Below are 15,533 nucleotides of genomic sequence, written 5' to 3'. Positions count from 1 at the left end.
CATGCTGGGGGCGTACCGTCAGGTCATGGAGACGCAGACACGAACGAGCGGTGCAAACGCCGCGACGCTGGGCCTGGGATCGGTGCTGGTGGGCTCGTTGCCTGTAGCGCTGATGACTGAGGATGCTCCCGATCGTTACACAGTTGAGGCGGTATTCAGTCGCCGTCCCGAGCGGGAAGAGGTGACAGCGATCCTGGGCGAAGAGACTCGAGACCGTCTCACGAAGTCGGGGTACCCGACCGTCGAAGTAACGGTCTCCGATCGCCGCTTGGAGATCGCGAACACGAACCTGGAAGAGCTGCGGGACGGGCTGGCGAGTGTGCTCGCTAATCGGCTCGCCGAGATCAGCGCGGTCGTTCGCACGACGCGGGAGACGGCTGCTGCCCGGTTCGCCGATGCGGCCGCCAGCGAACACGAACGCGCGACGGCGGTGACAGCACTGGCGGCATCGGTGGCGTTCAGGACCACGGAAAGCACGCAAGCGCATCCGCATACGGTCATGAATCTCGTCGCTGACGACGGCCGAATCCACGCCTGAACCGACCCCGTGCGCGTCAGCGCGCCTTCCCGCTCGCTGTTGACACAACCGAACCGAAAGGGGGAGTCATGCCCGTGTGGTGGGAAGAGCTGGTCCATGCGGTGACGGGGCGTGTCCGGCGTCATGATGACCTGCCAGACCTGCGGCAGTTGTCGTCGCGCTCGGTCGCATTGGAGCGGACGCACTACCTCGTGGACGATCGCGAGCGTCAGGGGCGTGAGCGTCGCGCCTACGTCCTTCGGCGCGAGCCTGACAACGGGCGCGGATCGGTCAACATCGCCGTGTTCTCCAACGGGCGCGGTGTCGGCTATCTGCCGACGGATGTGGCGGAGGAGATGCGGCCGTTCCTCGACCGGATCGGAGGCGCCGCAATCGTCAACGGTGTCGGGGTGAAGACCGGAAGCATCCGACTGTGGGTCGATCTGCCCACGCGGAGCGCGCTCCACGGATTTGTCGGAGCGGAGGCGGCGGACATGAGGGACACCGGCGAACGAATGGGGACAGCGCGAGGGAGCGAATCGGGCCGGCAAAGGTTCGCTCGCTTCAGTCGAGGGGAGCAATGAGGCCGAACCCGCTGGCCGCGACGACCGCCTCAGTTCGAAGTCGGGACCTGTCCGACGCCACCGTGGACTGGACCCCACCGAGACTCGTCGGCCGTTCCGGTGGGACTGTGTTCGTGGTCATGTCTGCCTCCTTCGTCAGACCACACGATGCGGTGTCGAAGATTTCGTGAACGGGTCGAAAGTCTCGTCGCTATCGGCCGTGGCGTGGTGGTCCCGAGTGGAGGTTCGGGCCTGCGCGAAGCAGTGGCTCTGATCAACCGGGCCGGCTGGGTGTGTCGGCGTCGGCGGCAGGCCACGATATGAGCGTGCGCCATGTCGCAGGATCGGGTTCGTCGCTCGGATCGCTCAGGTAGCTCTCCCACATGACACCGCCCGGCGTTCGGCCCGTCGCAGCGAAGAACTGCTCGATGACGGCGTACGTCTGCGCCATGGTGTCGTAAGGGCCGAGGTGGATGGCCTCGACCACCTCACCACCAGGCAACGTTCCCGGCGCGACTTCGCCGTCCGGGGTCACCGGCGTGGTGACGGGGAACCCTGCCTCGACGTCCACGGTCGCGCCCGGCATCCCGTAGTACTTGCCGAACGGTGGTCCTGCGGGATGGAGCCCCTGCGCACCGAGGACCCGCATCGTCTCGGAGAAGGCGTGCGAGAAGAACTCGGACAATCCCTCCATCGGCACCGTATTGCGGATGCCTGCGGTAAGCGTGGCGGTCCGGTTCACAACTTCGACGTCGGCGGTCATTCCAACTCCTCGGCAAATCGATGCGGACCTATCCACTCGCCGATGTCGTCGTGCTGAGCCCGGTCCTGCGCGATCAGCCTGCGGCGAGCACGCTGTCGACGCTGGGTCATTGGTCCCGTCGGTCGGCGGGGCGCCGGGCCGTGAATGCCGGCCACTCGAGGAGGGCGGGGCCGCAACGAGCACGGGACCTTTGGCACGCCCGGCGACGTGCAGCGCGCGAGATCGTAGGCCTATGAGCGATACGACCACGACTGCTGCCCTTTCCGGCCCGCGCCGCCGGCGCAGTCGCGCGACGAGGGCACTGGGGTATGCGATCGCCGTCATTGTGAACTCGGTGCTGATCTACCTGGTGAATGTCGCCCCAGGTTGGGAATCGGTGCCGTTCCTGAGCGCGGGCACGGCCCAGGTCGTGCCCCTCTTCAACGCGGCGCTTGCCGTCGGGATCGCAGGAAACAGCGTCAACATCGTTGTCGATCGCCGATGGATGCGAGCCGTCACCGAGATCTTCTCTTCGTGCGTGTCGTTCGTGTTCATCGTCGCCACGTGGCGTGTCTTCCCGTTCACGTTCGATGCTGCCTTGATCGACTGGACTCTGGTCACGCGAGTGGTGCTGGTCTTCGCGGCTGTCGGCTGCGTCATCAGCGTCATCGTGCAGTTCGTGGCACTGGCAGTCGAGGTGCGCCGGTCGTGGGCGTCGCGACGAGACGCGGCGGGGGCGTAGGGTCCCATGCCCGCATGCGCGGATAGCGAGGTCCGCACGCCCCTCCGTGCGGGGGCGGTGATCGCAGGAGGGGCGACGATCGCGGGATGCCTCGCCGCATCAGCCGCGCTCGGGATCGCGTTGCCTCGTGCGGCGGGAGCAGGTGCGGCGGCGCTGTCCGCACTCGTGGGTGTGGTCTCGGCGATCCTCCTGCTCGGGGTGGCGGCGTGGCTTCTCATCCGAGCGACGCGACGGTGGGGGAGGCTCGTCCTGCTGCCGTGGATTGCCATCGTGCTCGTCGCCGTGTACGCGCTGTCGATCGCGTTCGCCGCGGTGTATCCCCGGCATCCCCAGGCGGGTGAAGTACCGAGTGGGGCGGTGCCGGTGTCGATGACAGCGTCCGACGGCGTGGAGTTGGCGGGCTGGTATCTGCCCACGCAGAACGGCGCGGCGGTCGTCCTTCGCCACGGCGCGGGCTCGCGGACGGCCGATGCCGTCCTGCAGGCGCGCGCGCTTCACGACGAGGGCTACGGCGTGCTCGCGACGGACGCCCGTGGACACGGGGCCAGCGGCGGTCAGGGCATGGATCTCGGCTGGTACGGCGAGGTCGACACGCGGGCCGCGGTTGACTTCCTGGGGAGCCGCGCGGATGTGGATCCGGAGCGCATCGCTGTGGTCGGGCTCTCGATGGGCGGTGAGGAGGCGATCGGCGCCGCGGGGGTGGACGAGCGGATCTGCGCCGTTGTGGCGGAAGGCGCGACAGGACGGACCGCGGCGGACAAGGCCTGGCTGGTGGAGGAGTACGGCGTCGCGGGAGCGGTGCAGAGTGCGCTCGACGTCGTGACATACGGCGTGATCGACATGCTGACGCCCGCCGTACCGCCCGCCACCCTCGCCGACTCGATCGATGCCGCCCCCGACACGTCGTTCCTGCTTATTGCGGCAGGCGAGGTGCGTGACGAGCAGCTCGTGGCTGAACGGCTCGAGCAGATCGCCCCCGGCCGCGTATCGGTGTGGGTAGCAGAAGGCGCCGATCACTCTCAGGCGATCCGAAGCGCCCCCGAGCAGTGGAGGTCCAGAGTCGCCGGCTTCCTCGCCTCGTCGCTCCACGTCTGTGAATCGCGGCCGTCCTCGGCCGCGTGAGTTGGAGAAGGGATTGGGATCATGAGGAACACCGACGACCCAACGGCTCTGGGTGCGCGGGAACGCGCTCCGAGCGACACTGCGGCCGAGACAGGCGCCGCACGGCGAACGTGGGCGGTGGTGGCATCCGTCATCATCGCGGCTCTTGTCACGCTCACCAGCCTGCTCGGGCTCTTCGCGCCGGGGCCGTATGAACGGGAGACGGAGAACTGGAAGCTACAGGCCTGGGGACAGGATGTCGGAAATATCCTCGCTGCGGTTGTGCTGGTGACGAGCGCGGTGGGATCGTGGCGCGGCGCGGTCCGCGCGCGGCAGCTGTGGATCGGCACGCTGTTCTACTTCCTCTACGCCTTTGCCGTGTATGCCTTCGCGGTTCACTTCAGCCGGCTGTTCGCGGCGTACGTGGCCGTGCTGGGTCTCGTGTTCTGGACGCTCGTCGCGGCTCTCTCTGGCCGGCCTCGCCCTCTTGCATCCCCTGCAGGCCGCGCTCGGACGTTCGCGGCATGTGTTCTCATCGGGACGGGCGCTCTGTTCGCCTTGCTCTGGCTCAGCGAGTTGGTTCCCGCGACGGTGTCCGGTGAGCCGCCACGCAGTCTCGAGGCCGCGGGCTTGGCGACGAACCCGATCTATGTCATCGACCTCGCCGTCGTCCTGCCCGGGATGATCGTCGTCGGCGTGGCGGCCCTGCGAGGGCTCGAGCAGGCGACCGCTTTCGTGCTGCCGGTACTCATGTTCTCCGTGCTCATGGGCTCGAGCATCATCGCCGCCACTGGCTTCATGCTGGTGAGCGGTGACACGAGCGGGCTGATTCCGCTCATAGCGGTGACCGTGGTCGTGGGGCTGAGCGTGTGGGCAGCCGTCAGTTGGGCACAACAGATGAAGATGGTGGATCTGTCTTCAGGCTGACCGTGGGACCTTCGGCCCGGTCGCCTTGTTCTCTGTCGGCGATGCTCCCGTCATGACCTCCTCGACTATGGGCGCCCGCCAAGCCTCCCCGCGCACGGGTACGGTCCCGACGATCATCGGCATCGTGCTGATCATCATCGGAGTGCTCTTCGCAGGCGGCGGCGGCGCCATTCTCATCCCAGGGACAGTTGTCCGGGGCATCGAACGGATCCAGGACAAGGACGGCTTTCTTGCCGCCGGATCGTTGGCCCTCTCCACCGACGGATACGCGCTCTCCTCCCCGGCGGGGGACCCCCTGGAGTTGCCCGGCGGCACACCCGCTGTACCGTTCGAATTCGTGACTCTGCGCGTGACAGTGACGTCGACCGACAAGCCGGTGTTCATGGGGATCGGTGCTCAGCGCGACATCGACCGCTACCTCGGGGGCGTCGAGCATAGCGAGGTCGAGGGACTCAACACGTTCTCTTCCTCCGCGGAGTATCGGCATGTTGACGGCGGTGCCCCGACGCTCCCCCCAGGCGAATTGGACATCTGGGTCGCTGAAGCCACAGGGTCGGCGCCTCAGGAGATGCAATGGTCGCTGACTCCCGGCGAGTGGGGCATGGTCGTCATGAACGCCGACGGCGGGGCCGGCGTTGACGTCGAGATGAACATCGCTGCGCGAAGTGGTCTCATCGCCCCCGCCGCGAACTTCCTCACAGTGCTCGGATGGACACTCTTCTTGTTGGGCGTGGCGGCTGTCATCGCCGGTGGGGTGCTCCTCGGCGTGGGGCAGAGCGGACTTCGCACCCCGCGATGAAGCGAGCCGGACGACGACGCGTACGTCGTCGGATCGGCTACGTACGAGTTCAACTGGCTCAAGGACGCCAGGAGGTTCGTGGAGCGCAACCAGGCCGAGCTTGCGACGCATCCGGTCTGGCTGTTCATCGCCTGGATGCCGGCCATCCGCGGCATCATGCCGAGTGGCGACTTCCGTGAATGGGAGGCGATCGACGCGTGGGGCATGTCGATCGCCGATGCTCTCCGGGCCGCGAGGGCGCATGCGTAGCCACGTCCCTACCGGCCAGCCGTCACGCTGCACACCGTGACGAGCGCGCCAAACGATTGCGCGTCCGTCGCATTCGACAATCGTGTGGACATCCGCTGCTGCCCGGCGCTGCTCCGCACGCCGCGACGCGCTGAACGAGGAAGCTCGGATTCGGCGTGATCGAGTCGGCCAGCTTTCCTGTGGAACGCTACGAAAGTCCCGTTGCGTCCGGCCAGCTGGAGCGCGCCCGCGACCGGGGCCACGGCCTGACAGAGCAACTGGCCAGGTGATCGCGGCGGTGCCCGCTCGCGAGTCGCGGGCGAGCTCATGTCGAGCCGAGAGCCGCCAGCCGTGCCATGACCGGTCAGTCTTCTGGAACGGATGCCTCAGCCCGCGGCGTCCGCGATCACCGTGGCGGCGGCATCCCGTCCCAGCGCGAAGTACGCAGGGTTGTCGTCGCTGTGAGCCAGCAGCATGAGCACGACGGCGGCGGCCCACGCGCGTGCGCGCACCCAGGTGCCGGCGTCGTAGTGCAAGCCTGTCGCCGCGATGAACGCGTCGCGCCCCGCCGTGTCGAACGCGAGCCACGCGACGGCGAGGTCGTACGCAGGGTCACCGGCGGTGACGTCTCCGAAGTCGATGATCCCGGCGAGGGCGCCGTCGTGTGCGACCAGATTGCCCGGGTGGAGGTCGCCGTGGATCCACAGCGGGGTTCGATCCCACGCCGGGGCGACCAGGCCCGCCTGCCACAGCGCGTGCACGACGTCCGCTGAGGAGGCATCGAGCACGCCGGCGGCGCGCAGCGTCCGCAGCCGGTCCTCGACGGTGCCTGTGCGGGAGGCGAGTGGGACTCCACGGAAGGGGTTGACCGGGTGGGCGGCCGGGGCCTCGGTGTGCAGCGCGATCAGCGCGCGCGCGAGGGTGGGGGCCCACGCGCCGCGCTCGGAGGGTGACTGATCGAGCGCGGTGACCCCGTCGATCCATGGCACGAGCGACCAGGCCCAGGGGTAGCCGGCACCCGCGACGCCGTCGACGACGGGCGCGGGCACCCGTACGCCGAGAGGTTCGAGTCGGTCGGCGATGCCCGGGAGCACCGACTGCTCGTGCAGCAGGAGCGGCGCGGCGACCGCCCGGCGGGGCAGTCGCACGGCGTACTGATCGCCCAATCGCCACACCTCGCTGTCCCACCCCTCGGCGACCTTCTCGAGCGGCAGTTCGGTCGCTCCGGGAATCGCGGCGGCCTGACCGGCGAGCAGAGCACGGATGAGGTGCGCGTCGATCGTGACCTCGGCGGCGGGCTTGTCGGGCACTGTCCGAAGATACCCTGTTGTGATCATGTGGGAACATGTTGTATTGTGTGGGAATCCAACGGAGGTTGTCCCACATGTACGCGACGGAGCGCCACGAGCAGATCGAGCTCCTGCTGTCTGAACGCAGCCGGGTGAGCGTCGTCGAGCTCGCCGATCGGTTCGACGTCACCACCGAGACCATCCGCCGCGACCTCGACCACCTCGAGTCGGCGGGAGCACTGCGCCGCGTGCACGGGGGAGCAGTCAGCCGGGAGCGCGCCAGCACGCGAGAGCCTTCGCTCGCCGAGCGCCTCGAGCACCACGGCGGCGCCAAGGCCGCCATCGGCCTGAGGGCTCTCGATGCCCTCGGCGCCGACTTCGCCGGGTCGGTCTTCCTCGACGCAGGCACGACCACTGCGGCCGTCGCCTCGGCGCTCGTTCCGCGCCTCTCCAGCGCGCGGATCGAGGTCGTCACGCACTCGCTGGCGCTCGGCAACTCGCTCGCCGGCGTTCCCGGCGCCTCGCTCTCGCTGGTCGGCGGGCGGGTGCGCGGCCTCACCGCCGCGGCCGTCGGCGCCGACACCGTCCGCGCGATCGGCGCCCTGCGTCCCGACGTCGCTTTCATCGGCACCAACGGCGTCTCGGCGAGGTTCGGCCTCAGCACGCCCGACCCCGACGAGGCCGCGGTCAAGCGCGCGATCGTCGCGTCGGCGCGGCGCGTGGTCGTCGTGGCCGACGCCGAGAAACTCGGCGCGGAGCTGCTCGTCGGCTTCGCGCCGCTGGCCGACATCGACGTGCTGGTGACGGATGCCGCACCCGACGCAGAGCTCGCGTCCGCCCTCGCGGACGCCGACGTGGAGGTCTGGCTCGCATGATCGTGACGCTCACCGCCAATCCGTCCCTCGACCGCACGGTGATGCTCCCCGCACCGCTGCAGATCGGCGATGTGCAGAGCGCGGCTTCCACGCGCGAGGACGCGGGCGGCAAGGGCATCAACGTCGCCCGCGCGATCACGGCGGCCGGCGAGGACTGCGCAGCGGTGCTGCCGCTCGCACCGGGTGATCCGTTCGACGCCGCGCTGCGCGCGGCCGAGGTCGACGCGCGTCGAGTGCCGATCCGGGGGAACGTCCGCGCGAACATCGCGATCACCGACCCTGCCGGCGTCACGACGAAGCTGAACCTGCCGGGCGCCGAGCTGTCGACGGACGAGGTCTCCGCGGTCGTCGACGCGGTGGTCGCAGCATCCGTCGACGCCCGTTGGCTGGTGCTGGCGGGCTCGCTGCCTCCCGGCGTCGCCGATGACTTCTACGTGCAGGTGATCGCCGCCGTGCGCGCGGCGCACGGCGCCGACGCGCCGCTCATCGCCGTCGACACGTCCGGCCCCGCGCTGGCTGCGGTCGTCGCCGCCGGCGCGGCCGACCTCATCAAGCCGAACGACGATGAGCTCGCCGAGCTCGTGGGCGTGGCCATCGACGGCACGGACCCGCAGTCGGTGCTCCACGTCGCCCGGGCGCTCGTCCCCACCAAGGTGCGCGCCGCACTCGTCACGCTCGGTTCGCGCGGCGCGCTGCTCGTCGACGCCGACGGTGCCTGGGCAGCCACTCCGCCGCCGATCCAGGTGGTGAGCACCGTCGGAGCAGGCGACAGTTCGCTCGCCGGCTATGTGCTCGCCGCGACACGCGGTGCCGACCAGGGCGAGCGGCTGCGCCAGGCCGTCCGCTACGGCGCTGCCGCAGCATCCCTTCCCGGCACGAAAGCGCCGACTCCCGCAGACCTTCCCACCGGCGACGTGCCCGTCACGCGTCTCGCCTAACACCCACCCACCCCACGACCGCAGGAGGTCACCGTGTCCGACACCATCACCCCAGGCCTGGTGAGCCTCGACGTCCCACTGGGCGCCGACAAGGCCGCCGTCATCCGGTCCCTCGCCGCACGCGTGGTCGCGCAGGGTCGCGCGACCGACGCCGAAGCGCTCTACGCCGACGCGTGGGCGCGTGAGGAGAAGGACGAGACCGGGCTTCCCGGCGGCATCGCGATCCCGCACGCCAAGAGCGCCGCGGTCACGACGCCGTCTCTCGCCTTCGCACGCCTGACGCCCGGGGTCGACTTCGGCGCGCCGGACGGCGCCGCCGACCTCGTGTTCCTCATCGCCGCGCCGGCGGACGCCGCCGAGGCGCACCTCGCGGTGCTCTCGAAGCTCGCACGGAGCCTCATGCAGGAGGACTTCACCTCGGGTCTGCGTGCCGCGAAGTCCGACGACGACGTGGTCGCGATCGTGCAGGCGGCGATCGGCGAGCGGGAGGCCGCGGCCACCGAGGCCGCAACCCCGGCTGCCGCGGCCGCGCCGGCTGACGCCGGACTGGACGTCGACGGGCGGCCCGCCCGCGTGGTCGCGGTGACCTCGTGCGCGACCGGCATCGCGCACACGTTCATGGCGGCCGACGCACTCACCGCCGCAGGCAAGAAGGCCGGGATCGACCTGGTGGTCGAGCCTCAGGGCTCAAGCGGGTACCAGGCGCTTCCCGCCGACGTCATCCGCAACGCCGACGCCGTCATCTTCGCGACCGACGTCGACGTGCGGGAGCAGCAGCGGTTCGCCGGCAAGCCCGTCGTGCGCTCGGGCGTCAAGCGGGGTATCGAGCAGCCCGACCAGCTCATCGCGGAGGCCGTGGCCGCGGCGAACGACCCGGCCGCCACCCGCGTGGGCGGCGAGGCGACCGCCGCGACGGCGGCTCCGGCCGAGACCCTGTCGTGGGGCGCGCGCATCCAGCGCATCCTCCTCACCGGCGTCAGCTACATGATCCCGTTCGTCGCGGGCGGCGGTCTGCTGATCGCCCTCGGCTTCCTCATCGGCGGCGTGAACGTCGGCGACGAGGCGTTCAGCGTCATCGTCGACAACGCCCTGTGGGCGCTCCCGGCGGGCGGACTCGCGCAGTACCTGGGCTCCGTGCTGTTCGTGATCGGCGTGACCTCGATGGGCTTCCTGGTCTCGGCGCTGGCGGGCTACATCGCGTTCGCGATCGCCGATCGCCCCGGCATCGCGCCGGGATTCGTCGCGGGCGCCGTCGCTGTGATCATGAACGCCGGCTTCATCGGCGGCATCATCGGCGGTCTGCTCGCGGGCTTCGTGGCCTGGTGGATCGGTCGGCTCAACGCCCCGCGCTGGCTGCGGGGCCTGATGCCGGTCGTGATCATCCCGCTCGCGGCGTCGATCGTCGCGTCGGGGCTCATGATCCTGTTCCTGGGCCGCCCGATCGCGACGCTCATGGAGGGTCTGAACGCGTGGCTGACAGGTCTCGCGGCGACCGACGCGATCATCCTCGTGGGCGTCATCCTCGGCCTCATGATGTGCTTCGACCTCGGTGGACCGGTGAACAAGGTCGCTTATGCATTCGCGGTCGCGGGCCTCGCGTCCGCCTCGGCGGAGAACACGACGCCGTACCTGATCATGGCCGCTGTCATGGCCGCCGGCATGGTGCCGCCGCTCGCCATGGCGCTCGCGTCGACCGTGCTCGCGCGCAACATGTTCCCGCCGGTCGAGCGCGAGAACGGCAAGGCGGCGTGGCTGCTCGGTGCGGCGTTCATCAGCGAGGGTGCGATCCCGTTCGCGGCCGCCGACCCGCTGCGCGTCATCCCCTCGATGATGCTGGGCGGTGCCGTCACCGGCGCGCTGAGCATGGCGTTCGCCGTCGAGTCCCTCGCGCCCCACGGCGGCATCTTCGTCCTCTTCGCGATCAACCCGATCTGGGGCTTCCTCATCGCCCTCGCGGCCGGAACGGTCGTCTCGGCGCTCACGGTGATCGCACTCAAGAAGTGGATCGCCCCGAAGGAGCTCGCCGAGGCCGAAGCGCGCGTGCCCGTGGCGGCCTGAGGCCGTCGTCCGCCAGAATCGGAATCGTCGACCGCCGAGGTCCGACACAGACAGGAGAGAACCATGGCAGAACGTCAGGCCACCATCGCCAGCAGCTCGGGACTCCACGCCCGCCCCGCAAAGCTCTTCGTGCAGGCCGTGCAGGCGCAGCCCGTCCCGGTCACGATCGCCGTCGAGGGCGGTGCCGACCTCAACGCCGGCAGCATCCTGTCGCTGATGGGCCTCGGCGCCTCGCAGGGGACCGTTGTGACCCTCAAGGCCGACGGCGACGGCGCCGAAGAGGCGCTCGACACCCTGGTCGCGCTGCTCGAGACGGACCTCGACGCGCAGTAACGGAACAGATGCGTGCGGTCGCAGACCGCACACGAGCGACGGATGCCGCGGGTCGAAGCTGCTGCGGCATCCGTCGTCCGCGTTCTGCGGGCTCTCCGGCGCCCGCGATCAGATGTCGGTGCTGTCTCCGGGGTTCAGCACCACGAGCTCCCCGCCGTCCTGCTCGGCGGCCCAGCCCAGGCGCGCGCGCCCCATGTCGCGGCCGGCGACCGACAGCGTCATGTCGTGCGTGCCGAACACGCGCCGCGGCGCGACGGCGAGCACGAAGTCCATCGCCTCGCCGATCTTGAGCCACGGGGCGCCGACCGGCGATGCCAGCAGCTTCACCGCACGGCCCTTCGGCACGGCGTAGGAGTCACCGGGGTAGTAGAACTCGTCGTTCACGAGCACCCCGACGTTGTCGACGACCGGGATCGACTCATGGATCACCGCGTGCCGGCCGCCGAAGAACTCGAGGCGGAACGGCTCGACCTCGACGACGTCGCCGGGGCGGACGATGGTGATGTTGAAGCCCGCGGCGGCCTTGGACACGCCCTCCGGGGCGAAGATCGGTGTTCCCGGGAACGTCCCGAGGATGCGGTCCAGGTGGTCGGGCGTCCAGTGGTCGGCGTGCTCGTGCGTGATGACGATCGCGACGACGCCCTCGAGCTCGCCCAGCGGAGCGGTGAACGAGCCCGGATCGATGATCAGCGTGCGGCCGCTGTCGACGAGGGTCAGGGTGGCGTGCTCGAACTTCGTGACTCGCATGCGTCGAGTCAAGCGTTCCGGCGTCGCCGAGGCAAGCGAACAGCGGCGGCGCGCCGATACCCGTGTCGATTTGGAGAGGGCATGAGGCCCGTGGCATAATCGAACGGTTGCCTGAACGGCCCCATCGTATAGCGGCCTAGTACGCCGCCCTCTCACGGCGGTAACGCGGGTTCGAATCCCGCTGGGGTCACCAGTCAGGCAACAACGTCGCAATCTCGGTTGCGGCGCGCTGTACGGCCCCATCGTATAGCGGCCTAGTACGCCGCCCTCTCACGGCGGTAACGCGGGTTCGAATCCCGCTGGGGTCACACACGCGACAGAGCCCCCGAGTCCTTCAGGACCCGGGGGCTCTTCGTCGTTCTGCCGCTGGTAGGCGCGGAAGTGCTCAGCGGGCGATGCCGGCGTAAGGCGCGACGATCATGTGGACGATCCGGGGGTGCGGTCGGCGTCGCCCGGCGACGTGCGCGGGGTCGCAGCATCCGTCCGTCCACGCCGACGAGTGCGGACGAGCCGAACGACGCCCCAGACGATCAAGGCGGCGACGGCGGCCACGGCGAGCCAGGGAAGGAGGAACCCGAGCGCCACGACGATGCCGTTCAACGTCGCGACGAGGCCGTTCCAGCCCGCGGCGAGGCCGTCGCCGAACCCGGCGGGGTCGGCGGTCACGGGCTCGACGTCGGGCACGACCGTCACCGACAGCGTCGACATGGCGACCAGGTCGTCGAGCATCTCGAGCTGCTGCTGATAGGACTCCAGCGTGGCCTGGCGCTCCGACAGTGCCGCTTCTGCGGCGATGAGATCTGCGACGCTCCCGGCCTGGGCCATGAGCTCGGTGAGGCGGTCCACGGACGCCTGCGCAGCGTCGATGCGGGCTTCGAGGTCCACGGTCTGCTCGGTGACATCCTGACGGGACAGGCTGGTCGCCGTCACCTCGCCGACATCGTCGAGCTCGTCGACGATGCTCTGCAGCTGGTCGGCGGGAACGCGGACCGTGATCCACGCGCCGTCGGTCGGATACGGGTAGGGCATGGTGTCGTAGACGATGCCGCCCTCGGAGGGGCTGACCGGGTACACGACGCCGTCGCTGCCGACGCTCATCGATTCGACGTAGCCGCCGTGCGCGACCGCAGAGTTCGCGATGGCGCGCGCGGCCGCGTCGACCTCGTCGGCGGTGACCGTCGCCGAGGCGGTGGTGATGATGTCGCGGTCCGCGGCCTCGGCGCCCGTGGCAGTATCGCCGGCGGCTGCGTCGGGCGCAACCGTGAGCGGCGCGGATTCGCGCGAGTCGGCGCCCGACGAGTCGCTGGATGAGCCGGCCCCGGAGTCTGCGGGCGCGACCGGCGCGACAGCGGACTGCTCGCTCGCACCGCCCGACGTGCCGACCAGCGATCCCACCGACGGCGCGATCACGGCGGCCACGGCGATCACCGCCGCGGCGGCGCCGCCGGCGATCCAGAAGCGGCCTCGACGCGTGCGTCGAGCGGATTGACGGGTGCGCTCGCGCGCGATGTCGGCGAACAGCGCCTCCTCGATCTCGTCGATTCGCTCGGTGCTGAGTTCGGGCAGGGATTCCGGGGTCTCGGGGACCGGGGGCTGCGTGCTCATGTGCTCTCCTTCACAACGGTCCGCAGACGGGTGCGGATGCGGGAGAGACGGTTGCGGACGACCCCGTGGGCGACGCCCAGCTCATCGGCGGCCGCCTGATAGGCGTAGCCCTCGGTCGCGCACAGCCGGAAGATCGCGCGATCGAGCTCGCCCAGCCCCGCGACCTCGTTGAGGATCGCCTCGGCGAGCCGATCGTCGATCACCTGCTGCTCGACGTCGACCGTCGAAGGCAGCGTCTCGTCGGCGGCCGCCCCGGTGTGCTCGCGGTCGCGCCGCTGACGGCGGATCCGGTTCGCGCACTGGAACCGGCAGATCGTCGCGAGCCAGGGCAGCAGCGAATCGCCGGCGAGGTCGAGGCCGGGGAGCTTGCGCCAGGCGACGAGGAACGTCTCCTGCGTGACCTCCTCGGCGTCCGCCGGATTGCCGACCAGTCCGTGCGCCAGCCAGTACACCGGCCGCACGTACGCCCGGTACAAGGTGCGGAAGGCGTGCTCGCTCCCGCCCGCAGCCAGCACCACGAGCTCGGCGTCGCCCGGCAGGTCCTCGCCTGTCATCCCCATCCTCCGAATTGTCTCTCACCGTGTCAGTGTCCGCACCGGCCGGATCGTCTCACGGGCGACGGCCGGACCGTGCCGAGCCTGTATCCTGTTGCGAGCGAGAGGGAGTATCCCGACTCGCGCATCCGTCATCACGGGTCCCGACAGAGCGACCCCGGGTGCGCGCCGCAGGCCGATCGCCGGCGGGGGAGAGACTTTCGGATTCCACCGACCCCTCCTACGTCCCCTTCGAAAGGCCCTCCATGGACCTCGAACTCCCGCTGTGGTTCGAAATCGGATCGCTCGTGATCCTCACCCTGATCCTGATCGCGGATCTGCTGCTCATCCTGAAGCGGCCCCACATCCCCTCGACGCGTGAGTCGACGCTGTGGGTCGTGTTCTACGTGACCCTCGCGCTCATCTTCGCGGGAATCATGTGGATCGTCGCCGGGCCCGAGTACGCCGGCCAATTCGTCGCCGGCTGGCTCACCGAGTACAGCCTGTCGATCGACAACCTCTTCGTCTTCGTGCTGATCATGTCGCAGTTCGCGGTTCCGCGGCGCTATCAGCAGGAGGTGCTGATGGTGGGCATCATCATCGCCCTCGTGCTGCGCGGCATCTTCATCCTGGTCGGCGCCGCGGTGATCGAGCAGTTCAGCTGGGTGTTCTACATCTTCGGCGCGTTCCTGGTGTGGACCGCGTGGCGCCAGGCGTTCCCCGGTGGCGACCACGACGACGACGTCAAGCAGGAGGCGTTCGTCGTACGCATGCTCCGACGCACGATCGACATCAGCGACCACTACGACGGCGCCAAGATCCGCACCGTCGTGGACGGCAAGAAGATGTGGACGCCGATGATCATCGTCTTCGCGGCGATCGGCGTCACCGACCTGCTCTTCGCGATCGACTCCATCCCCGCGATCTTCGGCATCACGCAGAGCGCGTTCATCGTCTTCACGGCGAACATCTTCGCCCTCATGGGCCTGCGCCAGCTCTACTTCCTGCTCGGCGACCTGCTGGATCGCCTTCGCTACCTGCACTACGGCATCGCGTTCATCCTCGCGTTCATCGGCCTGAAGCTCGTCTTCCACGCCATGCACGTGAACGAGCTCCCGTTCATCAACAACGGCGAGCCGATCGAGTGGGCCCCGGAGATCTCCACGTGGATGTCGCTCGGCGTCATCGTGATCTCGATGGCGGTGGCGACCGTCGCGAGCCTCATCGCCTCGGCGCGCGACAAGAAGATGCCGACCGCGGATGCTGCGGCCGCCGTCGTGGCAGACGAGAAGGGCACGCCTCCCACGGTCGATCACCCCCGTTCGGACGAGGGTCGCTGATCCCGATCCCCTGAGCGTCCTCGGGTCGCCGGCAGTCGCCGGCGACCCGACGCGTCGTGTCGAGCCGCTCTCGGGCGGCCACGGCGACGGGAGATGACGGTGCCGGCGCGGGCGGCGGTTTCGGCGGTGGTAGCCTGGGCACGTGCGGATCGCTCGCCTTCTCCTTAGCGGCCGCGACGAGTCCTAGTCCCAGGCC

General features: G+C 69.5%; 17 protein-coding genes and 2 tRNA genes. 14 read left to right on the top strand and 5 right to left on the bottom strand.

Going from position 1 to position 15,533, the window contains the following annotated elements:
• The first annotated feature begins 25 nt into the window (after positions 1–25).
• Together ACEYYH_RS11880 and ACEYYH_RS11875 are read left to right on the top strand one after the other, a co-directional pair.
• Complete coding sequence (locus ACEYYH_RS11880) at positions 26–538, top strand: hypothetical protein (RefSeq protein WP_374974603.1); 513 nt, start codon at positions 26–28, stop codon at positions 536–538.
• A gap of 68 nt (positions 539–606) precedes the next feature.
• On the top strand, positions 607–1,101 hold the full coding sequence (locus tag ACEYYH_RS11875) for an HIRAN domain-containing protein (RefSeq protein WP_374974602.1): 495 nt from the start codon (positions 607–609) through the stop codon (positions 1,099–1,101).
• Between the two features lie 253 nt (positions 1,102–1,354).
• Here ACEYYH_RS11875 and ACEYYH_RS11870 read toward each other — a convergent pair whose 3' ends face one another.
• Positions 1,355–1,843 carry a GyrI-like domain-containing protein gene (locus ACEYYH_RS11870; RefSeq protein WP_374974601.1) on the bottom strand — a complete coding sequence of 163 codons (489 nt, stop codon included), beginning with the start codon at positions 1,841–1,843 and terminating at the stop codon, positions 1,355–1,357.
• A gap of 232 nt (positions 1,844–2,075) precedes the next feature.
• Here ACEYYH_RS11870 and ACEYYH_RS11865 point away from each other — a divergent pair, with 232 nt between their 5' ends.
• The 5 genes from ACEYYH_RS11865 to ACEYYH_RS11845 all read left to right on the top strand — a co-directional run bounded on the left by ACEYYH_RS11865 (position 2,076) and on the right by ACEYYH_RS11845 (position 5,640).
• The gene (locus ACEYYH_RS11865; RefSeq protein ID WP_374974600.1) at positions 2,076–2,564 is read left to right on the top strand and encodes a hypothetical protein; all 489 of its coding nucleotides are present in this window, start codon (positions 2,076–2,078) and stop codon (positions 2,562–2,564) included.
• Between the two features lie 57 nt (positions 2,565–2,621).
• Positions 2,622–3,686: an alpha/beta hydrolase gene (locus tag ACEYYH_RS11860; RefSeq protein WP_374974599.1), complete on the top strand. Its 1,065-nt coding sequence runs from the start codon at positions 2,622–2,624 to the stop codon at positions 3,684–3,686.
• A 120-nt stretch (positions 3,687–3,806) separates the two neighbouring features.
• Complete coding sequence (locus tag ACEYYH_RS11855) at positions 3,807–4,592, top strand: hypothetical protein (RefSeq protein WP_374974598.1); 786 nt, start codon at positions 3,807–3,809, stop codon at positions 4,590–4,592.
• A gap of 124 nt (positions 4,593–4,716) precedes the next feature.
• On the top strand, positions 4,717–5,391 hold the full coding sequence (locus ACEYYH_RS11850) for a hypothetical protein (RefSeq protein WP_374974597.1): 675 nt from the start codon (positions 4,717–4,719) through the stop codon (positions 5,389–5,391).
• Positions 5,392–5,469: 78 nt separating this feature from the next.
• Positions 5,470–5,640 (top strand): hypothetical protein, encoded by a 171-nt coding sequence (locus tag ACEYYH_RS11845; protein ID WP_374974596.1) that lies wholly within the window; start codon positions 5,470–5,472, stop codon positions 5,638–5,640.
• Between the two features lie 365 nt (positions 5,641–6,005).
• On the opposite strand, the gene ACEYYH_RS11840 is transcribed toward ACEYYH_RS11845, so the two are convergent.
• Positions 6,006–6,929, bottom strand: a complete 924-nt coding sequence (locus ACEYYH_RS11840) for an aminoglycoside phosphotransferase family protein (RefSeq protein WP_374974595.1) — start codon at positions 6,927–6,929, stop codon at positions 6,006–6,008.
• A gap of 74 nt (positions 6,930–7,003) precedes the next feature.
• On the opposite strand from ACEYYH_RS11840, the gene ACEYYH_RS11835 reads away from it, so the two are divergent.
• From ACEYYH_RS11835 to ACEYYH_RS11820, 4 genes are all read left to right on the top strand, one after another.
• Positions 7,004–7,783 (top strand): DeoR/GlpR family DNA-binding transcription regulator, encoded by a 780-nt coding sequence (locus ACEYYH_RS11835; protein WP_374974594.1) that lies wholly within the window; start codon positions 7,004–7,006, stop codon positions 7,781–7,783.
• Positions 7,780–8,721, top strand: a complete 942-nt coding sequence (gene pfkB / locus ACEYYH_RS11830; RefSeq protein WP_374974593.1) for a 1-phosphofructokinase — start codon at positions 7,780–7,782, stop codon at positions 8,719–8,721. The genes ACEYYH_RS11835 and pfkB overlap by 4 nt, the downstream gene beginning before the upstream one ends.
• Positions 8,722–8,754: 33 nt before the next feature.
• Positions 8,755–10,779 carry a fructose-specific PTS transporter subunit EIIC gene (locus ACEYYH_RS11825; protein ID WP_374974592.1) on the top strand — a complete coding sequence of 675 codons (2,025 nt, stop codon included), beginning with the start codon at positions 8,755–8,757 and terminating at the stop codon, positions 10,777–10,779.
• Positions 10,780–10,842: 63 nt separating this feature from the next.
• Positions 10,843–11,112: an HPr family phosphocarrier protein gene (locus ACEYYH_RS11820; RefSeq protein ID WP_374974591.1), complete on the top strand. Its 270-nt coding sequence runs from the start codon at positions 10,843–10,845 to the stop codon at positions 11,110–11,112.
• A 108-nt stretch (positions 11,113–11,220) separates the two neighbouring features.
• Here the strand turns inward: ACEYYH_RS11820 and ACEYYH_RS11815 are convergent, their stop codons facing one another.
• The gene (locus ACEYYH_RS11815; RefSeq protein ID WP_374974590.1) at positions 11,221–11,859 is read right to left on the bottom strand and encodes an MBL fold metallo-hydrolase; all 639 of its coding nucleotides are present in this window, start codon (positions 11,857–11,859) and stop codon (positions 11,221–11,223) included.
• 117 nt (positions 11,860–11,976) lie between these two features.
• Between ACEYYH_RS11815 and ACEYYH_RS11810 the strand changes: the two genes are divergently transcribed.
• Both ACEYYH_RS11810 and ACEYYH_RS11805 read left to right on the top strand, forming a co-directional pair.
• Positions 11,977–12,052, top strand: a tRNA-Glu gene (locus ACEYYH_RS11810).
• Between the two features lie 42 nt (positions 12,053–12,094).
• Positions 12,095–12,167: transfer RNA gene (locus ACEYYH_RS11805), tRNA-Glu, on the top strand.
• A 109-nt stretch (positions 12,168–12,276) separates the two neighbouring features.
• Here ACEYYH_RS11805 and ACEYYH_RS11800 read toward each other — a convergent pair.
• Both ACEYYH_RS11800 and ACEYYH_RS11795 read right to left on the bottom strand, forming a co-directional pair.
• The gene (locus ACEYYH_RS11800; RefSeq protein WP_374974589.1) at positions 12,277–13,464 is read right to left on the bottom strand and encodes a DUF4349 domain-containing protein; all 1,188 of its coding nucleotides are present in this window, start codon (positions 13,462–13,464) and stop codon (positions 12,277–12,279) included.
• Positions 13,461–14,018 carry an RNA polymerase sigma factor gene (locus tag ACEYYH_RS11795; RefSeq protein ID WP_374974588.1) on the bottom strand — a complete coding sequence of 186 codons (558 nt, stop codon included), beginning with the start codon at positions 14,016–14,018 and terminating at the stop codon, positions 13,461–13,463. The genes ACEYYH_RS11800 and ACEYYH_RS11795 overlap by 4 nt, the downstream gene beginning before the upstream one ends.
• Before the next feature lie 245 nt (positions 14,019–14,263).
• Between ACEYYH_RS11795 and ACEYYH_RS11790 the strand changes: the two genes are divergently transcribed.
• On the top strand, positions 14,264–15,337 hold the full coding sequence (locus ACEYYH_RS11790) for a TerC family protein (RefSeq protein WP_374974587.1): 1,074 nt from the start codon (positions 14,264–14,266) through the stop codon (positions 15,335–15,337).
• The last annotated feature ends 196 nt before the right edge of the window (positions 15,338–15,533 follow it).

The organism is Microbacterium trichothecenolyticum, from assembly GCF_041938625.1.
GTDB classification, from domain to species: domain Bacteria; phylum Actinomycetota; class Actinomycetes; order Actinomycetales; family Microbacteriaceae; genus Microbacterium; species Microbacterium trichothecenolyticum_D.
This window is presented reverse-complemented; position numbering and strand designations above follow the sequence as displayed.